This window comes from Tropicimonas sp. TH_r6, from assembly GCF_033101155.1.
GTDB lineage: Bacteria > Pseudomonadota > Alphaproteobacteria > Rhodobacterales > Rhodobacteraceae > Tropicimonas.
On sequence record NZ_JAWMPX010000023.1, the window covers coordinates 45,950 to 60,914 of the forward strand.

Sequence of the window (14,965 nt, forward strand, 5' to 3'; positions counted from 1 at the left end):
AGTTTAAGCGTCCAGGTTCTCAACACTCAAAGCGTTTGTCTGAATGAACTCTCGACGTGGCTCGACCACATCCCCCATCAGTTTCGTAAAGATATCATCCGCTTCGGCCAAGTCCTCAATGCGAACCTGTAGCAATGTGCGTTCATTCGGATCCAGCGTCGTCTCCCAAAGCTGGTCTGGATTCATTTCACCCAACCCTTTGTAACGCTGCAAGCTCAGACCCTTTTCGCCCTCTTCCAGTATCGCATCCAAAAGATCGAGCGGGCCATGGACCTTGATTTCCTTGTCTTTTCGCAAAAGGACCGCACCAGCACCATAGGTCTCCTGCAACGCTTCGGTATGCCCACCCAGTCGCCGCGCTTCGCCTGATCGTAAAACCGGACCGTCAAGCCGCCGGACCTCTTCCACGCCGCGGACCGAACGCGTCAGTCGAATCCCCTTGTCCTGGGTCGGGCGACCTTGCCAGCCGCGTTCATATTCGAGCGACACCGCGTCGAGCCGTATCGCAACACGGTCCGCCGTCCCCTGGAGGTCCGCATCGACCTGGCCAGGCAGGAAGGCGCCGGCGATAGCAGCTTGTTCAAGAATGTGATGCGGGTAATGGGTCGGGAAACTGCGCAGCATGCGCCGAACCTGCCGCGCCTCTTCGACGACACGCAGGAGATCCTGGCCGGCAATCTCTTCGCCCGTACCAAGCCGCAGCCGCGCCCCGTCCACGCCCATGTCGATCAGGTAATCGTCCAATGCCGACTGGTCCTTGAGATAGACCTCGGATTTGCCCCGAGCCACTTTGAAGAGTGGCGGCTGAGCAATGTAGAGATTTCCATGTTCGATGATCTCCGGCATTTGCCGGAAGAAGAAGGTGAGCAGCAATGTCCGGATATGTGCGCCGTCCACGTCAGCATCCGTCATGATGACGATCTTGTGGTAGCGCAGCTTGGAGATATCGAACTCATCGCGGCCGATGCCGGTGCCAAGCGCCGTGATCAGTGTACCGATCTCCTGGCTCGACAGCATCCGGTCGAACCGGGCTCGCTCCACGTTTAGGATCTTGCCCCGCAGCGGCAACACGGCCTGGTTGGCCCGCGCGCGGCCCTGCTTGGCGGATCCGCCGGCCGAGTCCCCCTCGACGAGGAAAATCTCCGATTTTGTCGGGTCTTTCTCCTGACAGTCGGCCAACTTACCGGGCAAAGACGCAACGTCCATCGCCGTCTTTCGCCGCGTAAGCTCCCGCGCCTTGCGGGCCGCTTCCCGCGCCAAGGCTGCCTCGATGATCTTGCCAACGATCACCTTCGCTTGCGCCGGGTTCTCTTCGAACCACTCGCCGAGTTTCTCGTTGACCAGACCTTCGACCGCCGGGCGGACCTCGGAACTCACCAGCTTGTCCTTGGTCTGGCTGGAAAATTTAGGGTCGGGCACCTTGACCGACAGCACACAGGTCAGACCTTCGCGAGCGTCGTCACCGGTGAAATTCACCTTCTCCTTGCGCGCGATCCCGGAAGAGCCGGCATAGAGATTGATCGTCCTTGTCAGCGCGCCCCGGAAGCCCGCCAGATGGGTGCCGCCATCGCGCTGCGGGATGTTGTTGGTAAAGGGCAAGACATGCTCGTGGTAACTGTCGTTCCACCACATCGCCAGTTCAACACCGATCCCGTCCCGTTCGCCGGTCATGTAAATCGGGTCTTCCATGGCCGAAGCCTTGGAGCGATCGAGGAATTTTACGAATTCCCGCACCCCGCCTTCGTAGCACATATCCGCTTCAAGCGGTTCGGCCGGACGTTCATCCCGCAGGATGATGCGAACACCCGAGTTGAGGAAGGCCAACTCGCGAAGACGATTTTCCAGCGTTTTGAAGGAGTATTCGAGGTTGGAGAACGTATCCAGCGACGCCATGAACGTCACTTCGGTCCCCTTCTCGCCGTCCGCATCACCGACTACGCGCAAATGCTCGGTGCATTCGCCGTGCTCGAAGCGGGCGTAGTGTTCCTTGCCATCACGCCAGATGCGCAGGTCCAGCCAGTCGCTGAGCGCATTGACGACAGAAACGCCCACGCCGTGCAGGCCGCCTGAGACCTTGTAGGAGTTGCTGTCGAACTTCCCGCCCGCGTGAAGCTGGGTCATGATGACCTCGGCCGCGCTTACACCCTCTTCGGAATGAATATCGACCGGAATCCCGCGCCCGTTGTCGCGCACGGAAACCGAGTTGTCGGCATTGATGGTAACGCTAACGAAGTCCGCATGCTCCGCCAGTGCCTCGTCGATCCCGTTATCGACGACTTCATAGACCATGTGATGCAGGCCCGAGCCATCATCGGTGTCCCCGATATACATGCCAGGACGCTTGCGCACAGCCTCCAAGCCCTTGAGAACTTTAATGGAATCTGCGCCGTATTCTTCCGGACGGTTCGCTTCGTCTGCCATGCAGTCCTTCCTTTTCATCGTTGCGATTTTATACGTTGCAGGCTGGGGAATGTCACGCAACTGACATCAGATTTGCTACGGAAACCGAGGAAAAGGTCGCGTTCAGCGTTCAGCAGCGCCGAACTGCGGAAACTCCGCCAGTTTCGGTCACTTCGAACCGTCGTGCCCGGCTGCCGAAATCCTCAAACAGCTCTATCCCAGTCCCGGTCATCCAGGCCTGAGCGCCGAGCGCCGAAATCTCGTCGTAGAGCGCTGCGCGCCGTTCTGCATCAAGATGCGCGGAGATTTCGTCCAACAGCAACAACGGCGCGGCACCGAAATCCGCAGCCAGCGCCCGCGCATTGGATAAAATCAGGGACAACAAGAGCGCCTTCTGCTCGCCGGTCGAGGAATTGCGCGCCTCGATCCCTTTCGCGGCAAAAAGCGCAGAGAGATCGGCCCGATGCGGCCCGACCAACGTCCGCCCGGCCGCCATATCGGCCCGGCGCCCTGCTCGAAACGCTTCGACAAGATCAAACTCCTTGATCGGAAACTCTGCCCCGTTCGGCCCAATCAAAGCCAGCTCCGCGGCCGGGAACACCGTCTGAGCCCCGTCTTGCGCCGCAGAGATCCGTGCCAAGGCAGCCAGCCTGTTGGCCTGAATCTCCGCGCCCGCAAGCGCCATCTGCGCCTCCAGCGCTTTATACCAAGCGCCATCGCGGACCTGGTCCTTGAGCAGCCGGTTCCGCTCGCGCATCGCCTTCTCATATGTCAGAGACACCTCGCCATGGCGCGGCGCGAAGCTCAACACCATACGGTCAAGAAATCGCCGTCGGCCCTCCGCACCCTCGATCCAGAGACGATCCATCGCCGGCACAAGCCAGACCACGCGAACGATCTCACCAAGAGCAAGCTGTGCAACCGGTTTGTCATTTAGCTGAACTTGCCGCGCCGCGCCGCGTTCTGACCAGGTCGCGATTTGGTGCTGCCTACCGAAGCTTTCGATATCAGCCGTAACCTTCCAGCCAAGCGCTTCGGGGCGTCGCGCCATCTCCTCCGCCGACGCCCGACGCATGCCGCGCCCCGGAGACAGTAGAGAGAGAGCTTCCAGAAGATTGGTCTTTCCGGCGCCGTTGGGACCGAAAAGCGCAACCGGCTCCGGCCCAAGCTCCAGCCGAACTGCCTTGTGCGAACGAAAATGCGACAGACCCAGAGAAGAAACCGTCAGACCGGCCATTCCACAGTCTTCTTCTGCCCAGAAATATCCCCGCCGGAGGCCAAAGGACTCGGCGAATCCGTCATCACACGCGCATCGGCATGACGACGTAGACCGCGCTCGTATCCGAGCCTTCGCGCATCAGGGTCGGGTCGCCCGAGGAGTTGAACATGAAGACTGCGTTCTCGCGATCCACCTGCGAAGCGATTTCCAGCAGGTATTTCGCGTTGAAGCCAATTTCCAGCTTCTCGTCGGAATAGGCGACAGAAAGCTCTTCCTCGGCCGCACCGCTGTCCGGGGCGTTGACCGACAGTATGAGCCTGTCCTCGTCCAGCGCCAGCTTGACGGCCCGCGACCGCTCCGAGGAGACGGTCGCCACGCGGTCCACCGCTTTGGCGAACTCGGACGCGTCGACTTCCAGTTTGCGCGAATTGCCCACCGGGATGACACGCCCGTAATCCGGGAAGGTTCCGTCGATGACCTTCGAGGTCAGCGTGATTTCCGGCGTAGCAAAGCGCACCTTCGTCTCGGAGACCGAGACCGCGATCTGCATCTCGTCATCATCCAGCAGCTTGCGCAATTCGCCCACGGTCTTGCGTGGTACGATCACGCCAGGCATGGTCTCGGCGCCGGGCGGCAGGTCCGCATCGATCCGCGCCAGGCGATGGCCGTCCGTCGCCACGCAGCGAAGCACCTTGCCATCCTCACCATCGGCGACATGCATGTAGACACCGTTGAGGTAATAGCGGGTTTCCTCGGTCGAGATAGCGAATTTCGACTTGTCGAAGAGACGCCGCAGGACCGGCGCCGCGGCCGCGAAATTCGAGCTGTATTCCGTATTGGCCATCACCGGGAAATCTTCCTTCGGAAGCGTGGCCAGGGTGAAATTCGACCGCCCCGCTTCGACCGTCAGCCGCCCGGATGCGCCGTCATCAGTCAGCTTGACCAACGCGCCATCAGGAAGCTTGCGAACAATCTCGTGCAGCGTCACGGCCGAGACCGTTGTCGCGCCAGCGCGTTCGACCTGCGCTGCCGCCTTGTCCACGACCTCGATATCGAGGTCGGTCGCCCGGAAGGCAACGCTGTCCCCTTCCGCTTCGATCAGGACATTGGCGAGAATCGGGATCGTATTGCGCCGCTCGACAACCGACTGTGCCTGAGACACCGCTTTCAGCAAGGTGCCGCGTTCAATGCTGATTTTCATGCAACCGCTCCCATTTCTCCCGGGACCGCCACCCTATCGCTTTCGGATGCCGGCACAAGTGCCTAAAAGCCACTGAAAAGCGCTTTGCGGCAATTCAGCCGCTCAGGCTTCCAGCATCCGCCGCAGCAGCTCAAGATCCTCGGCGATCTGGTTGTCGACCGCCTTCAGTTCCTCGATCCGCCTGACCGCATGCATGACCGTGGTGTGGTCCCGCCCACCGAAGCGTCGGCCGATCTCGGGCAGCGAACGCGAGGTGAGTTGCTTGCTCAGATACATCGCCATTTGGCGCGGACGCGCGATGGTGCGATGCCGCTTCGGGCCGATCATGTCCGACATCCGCATGTTGTAATGCTCGGACACCTTCCGCTGGATCTCTTCGACAGTCACCTTGCGGTCCGAGGCACGCAGGACATCGGCCAGGCAATCCTGCGTCAAGTCCATCGTAATCTCGCGACCGACCAGCGAACCGAAGGCAAACAGCTTGGTCAGCGCCCCTTCAAGGACGCGGACATTGGTCGAGATCCGGTGTGCGAGGAATTCCAGTACGCCGTCCTGGATCTGCAACCCGGGATAGCTCTCGCGATACTGATCGACCTTGTGCTGCAGGATGCCGAGCCGAAGCTCATAATCGGTCGGGTGGAGATCGACCACGAGGCCAGATTGCAGCCGGCTCGCGATCCGCTCCTCAAGTTTCTTGATCTCCCCCGGCGCGCGATCGGCCGAGATGATGATCTGTTTGTTCTGATCCACCAGGGCATTGAATGTGTGAAAGAACTCCTCCTGGGTGGATTCTTTGCCGGCAATGAACTGCACGTCATCGACCATCAGCACATCGACCGAGCGGAACAGCTCCTTGAATTGCATAGTGCCATTCTCGCGCAGCGCTCGAACGAAACGATACATGAACTGCTCGGCCGAGAGGTAGACGACACGCAGATCGGAGCGGTCGGTCTGAAGCTGCCAGGCAATCGCATGCATCAGGTGCGTCTTGCCGAGACCGACGCCGCCGTAGAGGAACAACGGGTTGAAGCTCACCGAGCCACCCTCGGCCACGCGGCGCGCGGCGGCGTGAGCCAACTCGTTGGGCTTGCCGACTACGAAGCTGTCAAAAGTGAAGCGCTTGTCGAGCGGCGCTCCGGGCAGATCGCCTGTAGCGCTTGTCGCGGCGCCAGACGTTCGGACCGCTGGTGCGCTCTCGCTCGGCACCGCGTTGGTCACGGCGGCCTGTGGTCCAGCCCAGCGCGATGCCCTGTCCGGGACGTCGAACCGCACATCCGCGACCGAGAGACCGGCCCTGATCAGGTGATTCTGTATCTGGTCCGCGAAGTTCCGCGACACCCAATTGCCGATGAAACTCGTTGGCGCGTGAAACCGGGCGACCCCGTCTTCTACCGAATCGAACTCCAGCGGCTCGATCCAGTTCGCATAGTTATTCTTACCCACCGCCTTCAACAAATCCTGCTGCACACGTCCCCAGGTGTCGTTTTCCATTATGCCCTTGTCCGTTTCGTTTTTTTGCTTCCGGACCGCCGTCATCCCACGACGGACCGGAGCCATTGGCGCGCCCGCAACGTGAACGGTGGCAATGGGAGAGCAGGCAACGCTCAGAGCGCTGTCGGACAAGGCCAGCAATTGCCTGCCTACACCACTCGATCCTGTCGGACCCCCGACAGTCGAACTGTTCTCTCATGTTGTGGACATGGGCCTTTCGGGCCATGGGAACCCCATGACCAGTCCGAACCACACCCGTCACCCAGGCCGCGCGGCCTGAAGTGGCGAATGCTTGATCTGGGCACGACGTCCGCAAGGATGAACTTCCCCAAGTTCCCAGCGTCGCGTGTCCGATCCATGTCCCCCCGGACGAAGTGAATCGCAGCGCTAAGCTAGCAACTGCGTCGGAGCCCACGCAACCGAACTTCGATCTTGACTCCTACTTTGCTGAAACGAATCCGAACAAGCGCCACAAGGCTCTGTTTTCAAACAATCTATGCGCTAAAACGAAAAAGCGGATGCGCCCAAAAGGACACATCCGCTCAATCTTTTAATCTGACGTCAGATCAGGCGCCGATGGCCTTCACGCGCGACGACAGGCGGGAGATTTTCCGCGATGCCGTGTTCTTGTGCATGACACCTTTCGAGACGCCGCGCATCAGCTCGGGCTGGGCAGCGCGCAGGGCGGCGACGGCGGTTTCCTGATCCCCGGAGGCAATTGCCTCCTCGACTGTCCGCAGGAAGGTGCGGATACGCGAGCGACGCGCCTTGTTGACGGCATAGCGCCGTTCATTCTGGCGGGCGCGCTTCTTGGACTGGGGCGTGTTAGCCATGTGTACGGGTTCCGGATTTCGGTGAATGTGTTCTTGAAGCCGCGTCTCTAGGCGGCTTGCCCCCCCGAGTCAACAGGGAATGCATCGCCTACTTGTCACGGAACTGCGCTTCGCGCTTTTCCAGGAAAGCACCCATGCCTTCTTTCTGGTCTTCGGTCGCGAAAAGCGCGTGGAAGAGACGGCGCTCGAAGAGCAAACCTTCGCGCAGTGGCACTTCATAGCTGCGATTCACCGACTCCTTGACCGCCTTGACCGCAAGAGCGGACTTGCGCGAGATCTTGCCAGCGGCCGTCATTGCTTCTTCTACCAGCTTTTTCGCCGGTACGACGCGGGAGACGAGACCTGAACGTTCGGCTTCATCGGCATCCATGAAACGGCCAGTCAGATGCATATCCATGCTCTTCGACTTTCCGACGAATCGGGTCATCCGCTGGGTTCCACCGAGTCCGGCGACCACGCCGAGATTGATTTCAGGCTGGCCGAACTTGGCCGTGTCGGCCGCAATGATGAAATCGCACATCATCGCAAGCTCGCAACCGCCACCCAGCGCATAGCCGGAAACCGCCGCGATGATCGGTTTGCGGATTCGCAGAATCGCATCGCCCTCGGCGCCGAAGAGATCTTCTGTGAAGACATCAACGAAGCTCTTGCCAGACATCTCGGCAATATCCGCGCCGGCGGCGAAGGCCTTTTCGGAGCCTGTCAGCACGATACAGCGGACGCGTTCGTTCTCTTCGGCCTCGCGCAGAGCCTGACCGAGCTCTCCCAGGAGCTGGGTGTTGAGCGCATTAAGCGCTTCGGGTCGGTTCAGTCTGATGAGGCAGGTGTGATCGGTTATTTCGACGATCAATGTCTCGAAAGCCATGCGGGCCGAGCCTTTCCGTGATTGCACAGGACGCAAGGGTTATCATCGTCGCCGCCGCAATCAAGCTATCTTTGGCAGTCCGGGCAATAGAAGGTCGAGCGTCCGGACTGGGAAACACGCCGGATCCTGCCGCCACACCCCTCCGACGGACAGGGCTCTCCTTCTCGACCATATGCGCGGAAGCCATGTTGGAAGTAGCCCAGATCTCCATTGGTCTGTCGGTGGTCCCGCAAGCTGGAGCCACCCGCAGCGATGGCCTCCTGGAGCACCTGTCGGATCACCGGCACAAGCGCTTCGATCCGCGCCGACGCGATCCTGTCGCATCGCCGCAGCGGTGAAAGCCCCGCGCGGTGCAACACTTCGCAAACATAGATATTTCCCAGCCCGGCAACCGTCTTCTGATCCAGCAACGCAGCTTTGACCGGACTGCGCCGCCCTTGCAACGCGGCCAATAGCGTTGGGCCGTCAAAACTGTTGCCAAGCGGCTCCGGACCAAGCTCCGCAAGCAACGGATGCGCTTCGTCGCGGGCCGTCTCGAGCAGATCCATCGCGCCGAAGCGACGCGCGTCGTTGAAAACAATCCGCGCGCCTTGTTCCATGTCGAGGACAACATGGTCATGTTTCTGCAGCGGCAAAAGGTCGTGCTGGAAACTTCCCGTCACGTCACCGGAGACGATCATCCGTCCAGACATTCCAAGATGCACCAAAAGCGACTCACCGCTTTCCAGATCGACAAGAATGTATTTCGACCGCCGCCGAAGGCGCAGCACACGAAGCCCCTCCAGCCGCTCCCGCATGCGCTCTGGGAATGGCCACCGCAGATCTGGCCGCCGGATTTCGGTGGCGACGATCTTCTGTCCCGCCATGACCGGCTCCAAGCCGCGCCGCACGGTTTCCACTTCCGGCAGTTCCGGCACGCCTGTCTCCCTTCGCCGCAGTTCGTGGCGGTGTCCATTGCAGCCCGCCCGCATCGCCCTATAAGGGGGAACGAAAATCATCCGGGAGCAAGTCCCATGAGCGACGACTCTACCAAGACAACCCATTTCGGCGAACAGATTGTGCCCGAGAACGAGAAGAAGGACATGGTTCATGGCGTCTTCTCCTCGGTCGCCTCGCGCTATGACCTGATGAATGACCTCATGAGCGGCGGCGTGCACCGGCTCTGGAAGGATGCGATGATGGATTGGCTGGCGCCGCGGCCCGGCCAGCGCCTGCTGGATGTGGCTGGCGGCACCGGTGACATCGCCTTCCGCTTCCTGCGCCGTGCCCCCGAGGCGACCGCTGTTGTCTGCGACATGACGGCGGACATGCTCGAAGAAGGCAAGAAGCGCGCCGATGCCGAGAGTATGGCAGACCGACTCGACTGGGTTGTGGGCGACGCGATGGACCTTCCCTTCGAAGACAATTCCTTCGACGTGCTCACAAATTCCTTCGGCACCCGAAACGTGACCCGCATCGAGGACGCGCTCTCCGAGGCCTTCCGCGTACTCAAGCCCGGCGGCCGGATCATGACGCTGGAGTTCTCGCAGCTACCGAATCCGGCGATGCAATGGGCCTACGACCGCTACTCTTACAATCTGATCCCGACGATGGGGCAAGTCGTGGCCAATGACCGTGACAGCTACCAGTATCTCGTCGAATCCATTCGCAATTTTCCCGATCAGGAACGCTTTGCGGCGATGATCCGAGATGCCGGGTTCGAACAGGTGAAATACCGTAACATGACCATGGGCGTTGTCGCCCTGCACTCCGGCTGGAAGCTCTGACCCCTTGCGTGGACCTCATAATATCTGGCGCCTGATCCGTGTCGGCGCGACCCTCGAACGCAACAACGCCATGGGCGAGATGCTCGACGCGCTCAATGCGCCTTGGCCTATCCGCATTGCCGCCCACACTCTCGGATGGCCCTTCAAGTGGTTGGGCTACAAGGGAGATCCGAGCCTGCCGCCGTTGTTGAGCGCGCTCAACGCGATGGGGCCAGCCTATGTCAAGCTTGGCCAGATCCTGTCGACGCGCCCCGATGTCGTCGGCGAGGACCTCGCCCATCAGCTCAAGATCCTGCAAGACAGGATGCCGCCTTTCCCGCGCGATGTAGCGATCACAACGATCGAGAAAGAGCTTGAAATCAAGGTCGACGAGGTCTTCTCCGAGTTCTCCGAGCCCGTAGCGGCAGCATCTATCGCCCAGGTTCACAGGGCGCGGCTGCGCGAGACAGGTCGAGAAGTTGCGGTAAAGGTTCTTCGGCCAAATATCGAGCGGGATTTTCGCCGTGATTTCGATGCCTTCTATCTTGGCGCCACCATCATCGAAACCTTGGCACCAGGCTCTCGTCGGCTGCGCCCGCGCGCGGTGATCGAGCATTTCCACGGTTCTGTGAAGGGCGAGTTGGACTTGCGACTCGAGTCCGCGTCCGCAGCCGAGTACGAGGCCAGCACAGCGGAGGACGAGGGCTTTTGGGTGCCGAAGATGCACTGGAAACTATCGGATCGCCGCGTCATGACGCTGGACTGGGCGGAAGGTCCGTCCTGCAATGAACTTGGCCGAATCGACGAGATGGGCTTCGACCGCAAGGTCCTTGGCGAACGTGTTCTCGGCTTCTTTCTCAAACACGCTTTGCATAACGGTTTCTTCCATGCTGACATGCATCAGGGGAATCTCAAGATCGGCCTGAATGGCGACGTGATCGCTTTGGATTTCGGCATCATGGGTCGGCTGGACGAGTATACCCGCCGCGTCTATGCCGAGATCATCTATGGCTTCATCAAAAAGGACTACCGGCGCGTCGCGGAAGTGCATTTCGAGGCCGGATATGTGCCGGCTGATCGCGATATCGACGAGTTCGCTTCAGCGCTGCGCGTCGTCGGCGAGCCAATCTTTGGCATGTCGGCAGGCGATATCTCCATGGGCCGGGTCCTGAGCTACCTATTCGAGGTCACCGAACGTTTTGGCATGGAGACCCGTATGGAGTTGATCCACTTGCAACGGACCATGGTGGTCGTCGAAGGCGTCTCCCGCTCTCTCTATCCGGATATCAACATGTGGGATGTCGCGCGCCCTGTCGTGGAAGACTACATCAAGAAGAGTATCGGTCCTCGGGCATTGCTGCGTGATCTGTCCAGAACAGCGCAGATCCTGTCCCACTTCGCCCCCCGACTACCGGAAATGGCAGAATCCATGCTTGCAGTCCAGGCACTACAACGCTCGGCTCCTGCAGAACCTGAACAGAAACCGAGGCGTTGGCTTTGGTTTCTGGCCGGTGCGGCTCTGGCTTCCCTGTCTATCTGGCTCGGGACTCAGATCTGAGTCCCGCCGAATGAAGGCCTGCTAACCGTCAATCCAGGTTTCGTACAGCGGATACATCATCGGTTGTAACGGCCGATCCGTTCGGCAAAACGAGAGCGTATTGATCGCCAACCCGCTGAACCTCCAGAACTTCCGTATAGATTTCCGCATCATCAACGCCAAGTGACACTCCGTTTGAGTCGAAGCTTTCGACCTCGAAACTGTAGCTCCCCCACGAGACGGCTTTGCCTTCACTGTCCGTTCCTTCCCACATTACGTCCGACTCGCCGGTATCGATCGGAAAACGACCGACCTCGGAACCGTAAGGTCCCTTGACAACGAGTTGGGCGCTATATGCAACCGGATCGGAACTTGCATGCACTTCGATCGGATTACCGAGGTAGTCCGCCGGCGTTGCAACACGAACCTCCTTACCGACCCACTCCGCCATGCTCGCCATGTCGCTGGAGGTCGAGACGGAAATCAGATCGCCGAGCAGATCATTCGTCAGTACTTGCTGCTCAACAGAGGAGAACTGAGCCAATTGTGCTGTGTACTCTGTTGAATCAACAGGATCGAAAGGATCCTGATTCTGCAACTGGGCCGTCAACAAACTCATCCAGGTTTCAAAATCAGATGAAATAGCTGTTGAACTGGAGACTGTCGTATTTGCCGCGCTGGTCAGCGACGCCGCGGTGGAGGTGTCGACGGTTGTCATCGTAGTACCCTTTCAGAGCCTGAGATCGAGGCCGTTTCGAACAGAATCAGACGAATCTGCTTGCTCAGGTTGAGCTTCGGGTCGGGCAGCCACTTGATTGAACTCTGAGCCCACATGCCCATCGTCCCGCCCAGCACCTCCCTCCTCCTCATGTCCTCCTTCGAAGGACATGGAGACATCATCATAGCCAAGCGACTTCAGGTCCTGCGAAAACTGCTCGATGTTCCGGCGGAACAAATCCAACGTTTCAGGACGATCCGCTTGAATGACGATCGCCAGGCTTGATTCTCCCTGGGAAAAGGTGATGCGTAGGGCGCCCAGTTCTTCTGGGGACATGCGAAGTTCGAGTGTCCCGGTTGAGTTTGCAACGGCTCTTTCAGCGATCGTAGTCGCAACGTACCGAACATTGCTCCGCATCTGAGTCTCTCCGACTCCGCGTTCGGTGGGTCCGGAAGCTTGGGCCTGTGCTCGCTCCAACGAGATATCGCTTCGGATATCGCCAAACTCGGCTGGAGTTCCGTCGAAGCCGCCTAACAATGCTTTGTCATCGGCATTCTGCATGAACCCATTTGACATTTCCATTGCCTGATATGCTTGGATCGGGTTCTGAACCGATGGATCGGGCGCGGGTGAGGGTCGCGTTCCTTTAAGAGCTTCCGCGCTGCCGGATTTTGGCAGATCAGACGTTCGCACGTCGCTTACTTTTGCCACTTGCCCTAGGGAGACGCCGAGTTCCGGTATGACTTTACCGTCGGGTTGGCCGGGTTGTTGCACAACTGTTGCGTTGGTTACGCCAAAAGGCATCTGCCTCAGCACGCCGGGAACCTTTGAAGCTATCTCACTCGTACCCGACGGCCCTCTAACTGCCTCCATTTCGGATGCAGCATTTCCGAAACCCGCGCGCGCCAACAAAACGTCCCGAGCGGTTCCCGACGGAAGCGTCTCAGGCGTTCCGCCAAGATTTTCGATCCGACGCTCGCTGCCTCCTTTGTCGATCTCGTCTAGGTTTGGTTGCTCACCGGTGAGGTCCGGTTGGGGTTGTTCCCTGCCCAAGTCGTTAGGCAGTGTGGGACTAGGGTTCATGCCAGTGCCAATTGATTTTGGAGCAAAATGAAGACCGCGTTCCTGATTGTATTCCTCTCTGATTGCCGCTCGGGACTGGCCACTCTCGGCATTCGAGGGTGCGTTCAAAGTGCGGGCTTCTAGAGGCGGTTCAGCCGCTCCCGGAGCAAGAGCTGTTGGGTTTCGAACCAAGGAGGAACCTTCCTTTTGAGGTTGAAAAGCCCCCGTTTCTGGCTGACTGGTATCTGTTGTCTTGCCTTCTGGTCGGCCGTTGCCACGCGACACAGGATCGAACCGAACGAACGGATCGGCAGCACCATCAACTTTTTTGGAAAGTTCGGAGAGCGGCCGCGCCAGTGACTCTTCACTTCGCAAACCGGCCTCATCTGGGACCTGCAGTCGCTCTTTCGTGTCGATACTGGAGGCGAGAGAATCCCCTAAAACCGCGACATCCGTTGTATCCCTTGCCTGCCCATCAAAAACCGATTGCCCCAAAAAGGGAGACGTACTGTCGGGCCAGTTCTCTTCCAAACTCTGATCCCTTTTGGCACTCTCCGATATGCCAAGGTCTGACGTGAGACTGGCCGCTGCCCCAGAGACACTTTCGGACACGGGATCAGTATCTTCCCCAATGGCTCTCCCGCTCAAAGGCGGGGAGTCGGGCATACCTGGTGTGACGTAGGATTCTCCCCCTTCAGGGTCGGATGCTTCTTCATCTGCCGCCCAAGGCATGTGCCCCTCGCCTGTCCGGACAGCTTTGGTCGCCAGATTCGCGGAATCCTCATCTACACCGTTCTCAAACCGAATTTCCGAAACCGCTACACTTGAAGCAACCGTCTCAAGGCGCGAATCCGCGTTCTGCCCTGCGCTGACCGAATCCTCCGATGCCACGGCACACTGTGGTCCAACACTGGGATATGACACATCAGATTGACTTCCTGACTCACCATTCAACGGCGCACCGTTTTTGGGATTCTGATGCGATATTTCTCCTGCCGCCAAACCTGCCTTGCGGCTTATGGGAGCATTCTCTTTGGCAAGTATTTCTCCAAAAGGAACCTCACTAGGCACTGGTTGCGAAGAAGCGTCACGCGCGCAACCTGCGACATTCCCACTCATAAATGTGGATACGAGGGCATTCTGCATAGTCTTCTTGGCCTTTTGCCGATGAATGACGCCAAGTTGCATGCAGCGGGTTACCGATCCTTTACCCTGCTCAATCTAAATTCGAGAAAGTTTTAGATTACTGGAGACAGCGTCGATGGATCTGATGGCAACCAACGCACCAGGATCAGGGTTAGTTCCGCCCTCGCACACGAAGTCAGATGAAGCACTCCGCCGAGTCGCTATGGACCTCGAAGCCACATTCCTCTCGGAAATGCTGAAGCATGCTGGCGTGGGAAAGACACCGGAAACCTTCGGAGGAGGGGTCGGCGAAGACCAGTTCGCCAGTTTCCTGCGAAACGCCCAAGCCGACGAAATCGCCTCTCGCGGAGGCATCGGCCTCGCCGAGTCGATATTCAACTCACTAAAGGAACGTTCTCATGTCGAATGAAACACTGTCTCAGTTCAAGACACTTTTGGAAGAGGAGAAGGCGCTTCTCTTGAGTGGAAAGATCGAGTCGGTCGCTGCCCTTGAGCCCCGCAAACAGGAGCTCGCGCAACGTTTGGAGACAAACTCCCTTCTATCCTCTCAGCAACTTGCAGACCTTCAGCAGAAAGTCCGCCGCAATCAGATACTCCTCGAAGCCTCGAGCAAAGGTTTCAGGACCGCGTCCGAGCGCCTCAAGGAGATTCGAAAGGTAATGCTCCAGTTGGATACTTATACGCGAGGCGGAGATATGAAGAACATCAAGACCGCCCACCCCAAAATCGAAAGACGCGCCTGAGCATT

General features: G+C 59.0%; 13 protein-coding genes. 4 read left to right on the forward strand and 9 right to left on the reverse strand.

What is annotated here, in order from left to right; translation table 11 throughout:
• Positions 1-3: 3 nt before the first annotated feature.
• The 7 genes from gyrB to mutM form a co-directional block, all read right to left on the reverse strand.
• Positions 4-2,421, reverse strand: coding sequence for a DNA topoisomerase (ATP-hydrolyzing) subunit B (gene gyrB / locus R3X27_RS18960; RefSeq protein ID WP_317710455.1), 2,418 nt, complete (start codon positions 2,419-2,421; stop codon positions 4-6).
• Positions 2,422-2,530: 109 nt separating this feature from the next.
• The gene (gene recF / locus R3X27_RS18965; protein WP_317710456.1) at positions 2,531-3,637 is read right to left on the reverse strand and encodes a DNA replication/repair protein RecF; all 1,107 of its coding nucleotides are present in this window, start codon (positions 3,635-3,637) and stop codon (positions 2,531-2,533) included.
• Positions 3,638-3,701: 64 nt separating this feature from the next.
• On the reverse strand, positions 3,702-4,820 hold the full coding sequence (gene dnaN, locus R3X27_RS18970; protein ID WP_317710457.1) for a DNA polymerase III subunit beta: 1,119 nt from the start codon (positions 4,818-4,820) through the stop codon (positions 3,702-3,704).
• Between the two features lie 102 nt (positions 4,821-4,922).
• Positions 4,923-6,311 carry a chromosomal replication initiator protein DnaA gene (dnaA, locus tag R3X27_RS18975; RefSeq protein ID WP_317710458.1) on the reverse strand — a complete coding sequence of 463 codons (1,389 nt, stop codon included), beginning with the start codon at positions 6,309-6,311 and terminating at the stop codon, positions 4,923-4,925.
• Between the two features lie 566 nt (positions 6,312-6,877).
• Positions 6,878-7,144 carry a 30S ribosomal protein S20 gene (gene rpsT / locus R3X27_RS18980; protein WP_317710459.1) on the reverse strand — a complete coding sequence of 89 codons (267 nt, stop codon included), beginning with the start codon at positions 7,142-7,144 and terminating at the stop codon, positions 6,878-6,880.
• A gap of 88 nt (positions 7,145-7,232) precedes the next feature.
• A complete protein-coding gene (locus tag R3X27_RS18985) occupies positions 7,233-8,009 on the reverse strand; it encodes an enoyl-CoA hydratase (protein ID WP_317710460.1) in 777 nt (258 codons plus the stop codon).
• Between the two features lie 65 nt (positions 8,010-8,074).
• Positions 8,075-8,926: a bifunctional DNA-formamidopyrimidine glycosylase/DNA-(apurinic or apyrimidinic site) lyase gene (gene mutM, locus R3X27_RS18990; RefSeq protein ID WP_317710461.1), complete on the reverse strand. Its 852-nt coding sequence runs from the start codon at positions 8,924-8,926 to the stop codon at positions 8,075-8,077.
• A gap of 96 nt (positions 8,927-9,022) precedes the next feature.
• Here mutM and ubiE point away from each other — a divergent pair, with 96 nt between their 5' ends.
• Positions 9,023-9,775, forward strand: a complete 753-nt coding sequence (ubiE, locus tag R3X27_RS18995) for a bifunctional demethylmenaquinone methyltransferase/2-methoxy-6-polyprenyl-1,4-benzoquinol methylase UbiE (protein ID WP_317710462.1) — start codon at positions 9,023-9,025, stop codon at positions 9,773-9,775.
• Between the two features lie 4 nt (positions 9,776-9,779).
• The gene (gene ubiB, locus R3X27_RS19000) at positions 9,780-11,312 is read left to right on the forward strand and encodes a 2-polyprenylphenol 6-hydroxylase (protein WP_317710463.1); all 1,533 of its coding nucleotides are present in this window, start codon (positions 9,780-9,782) and stop codon (positions 11,310-11,312) included.
• A gap of 28 nt (positions 11,313-11,340) precedes the next feature.
• Here the strand turns inward: ubiB and R3X27_RS19005 are convergent, their stop codons facing one another.
• A complete protein-coding gene (locus R3X27_RS19005) occupies positions 11,341-12,009 on the reverse strand; it encodes a flagellar hook capping FlgD N-terminal domain-containing protein (RefSeq protein WP_317710464.1) in 669 nt (222 codons plus the stop codon).
• Positions 12,010-12,021: 12 nt separating this feature from the next.
• Positions 12,022-14,259 carry a flagellar hook-length control protein FliK gene (locus R3X27_RS19010; RefSeq protein ID WP_317710465.1) on the reverse strand — a complete coding sequence of 746 codons (2,238 nt, stop codon included), beginning with the start codon at positions 14,257-14,259 and terminating at the stop codon, positions 12,022-12,024.
• Between the two features lie 82 nt (positions 14,260-14,341).
• Between R3X27_RS19010 and R3X27_RS19015 the strand changes: the two genes are divergently transcribed.
• Together R3X27_RS19015 and R3X27_RS19020 are read left to right on the forward strand one after the other, a co-directional pair.
• The gene (locus R3X27_RS19015) at positions 14,342-14,626 is read left to right on the forward strand and encodes a rod-binding protein (protein ID WP_317710484.1); all 285 of its coding nucleotides are present in this window, start codon (positions 14,342-14,344) and stop codon (positions 14,624-14,626) included.
• Positions 14,616-14,960: a hypothetical protein gene (locus tag R3X27_RS19020; protein ID WP_317710466.1), complete on the forward strand. Its 345-nt coding sequence runs from the start codon at positions 14,616-14,618 to the stop codon at positions 14,958-14,960. Before R3X27_RS19015 ends, R3X27_RS19020 begins: the two co-directional genes overlap by 11 nt.
• Positions 14,961-14,965 lie beyond the last annotated feature (5 nt).

Coding starts and splice junctions, on each gene's coding strand:
- rpsT (WP_317710459.1), bottom strand. CDS start 7,144: ATGGCTAACACGCCCCAGTCCAAGAAGCGCGCCCGCCAGAATGAACGG.
- recF (WP_317710456.1), bottom strand. CDS start 3,637: ATGGCCGGTCTGACGGTTTCTTCTCTGGGTCTGTCGCATTTTCGTTCG.
- dnaN (WP_317710457.1), bottom strand. CDS start 4,820: ATGAAAATCAGCATTGAACGCGGCACCTTGCTGAAAGCGGTGTCTCAG.
- R3X27_RS19015 (WP_317710484.1), top strand. CDS start 14,342: ATGGCAACCAACGCACCAGGATCAGGGTTAGTTCCGCCCTCGCACACG.
- R3X27_RS19020 (WP_317710466.1), top strand. CDS start 14,616: ATGTCGAATGAAACACTGTCTCAGTTCAAGACACTTTTGGAAGAGGAG.
- R3X27_RS19005 (WP_317710464.1), bottom strand. CDS start 12,009: ATGACAACCGTCGACACCTCCACCGCGGCGTCGCTGACCAGCGCGGCA.
- R3X27_RS18985 (WP_317710460.1), bottom strand. CDS start 8,009: ATGGCTTTCGAGACATTGATCGTCGAAATAACCGATCACACCTGCCTC.
- R3X27_RS19010 (WP_317710465.1), bottom strand. CDS start 14,259: ATGCAACTTGGCGTCATTCATCGGCAAAAGGCCAAGAAGACTATGCAG.
- dnaA (WP_317710458.1), bottom strand. CDS start 6,311: ATGGAAAACGACACCTGGGGACGTGTGCAGCAGGATTTGTTGAAGGCG.
- ubiE (WP_317710462.1), top strand. CDS start 9,023: ATGAGCGACGACTCTACCAAGACAACCCATTTCGGCGAACAGATTGTG.
- gyrB (WP_317710455.1), bottom strand. CDS start 2,421: ATGGCAGACGAAGCGAACCGTCCGGAAGAATACGGCGCAGATTCCATT.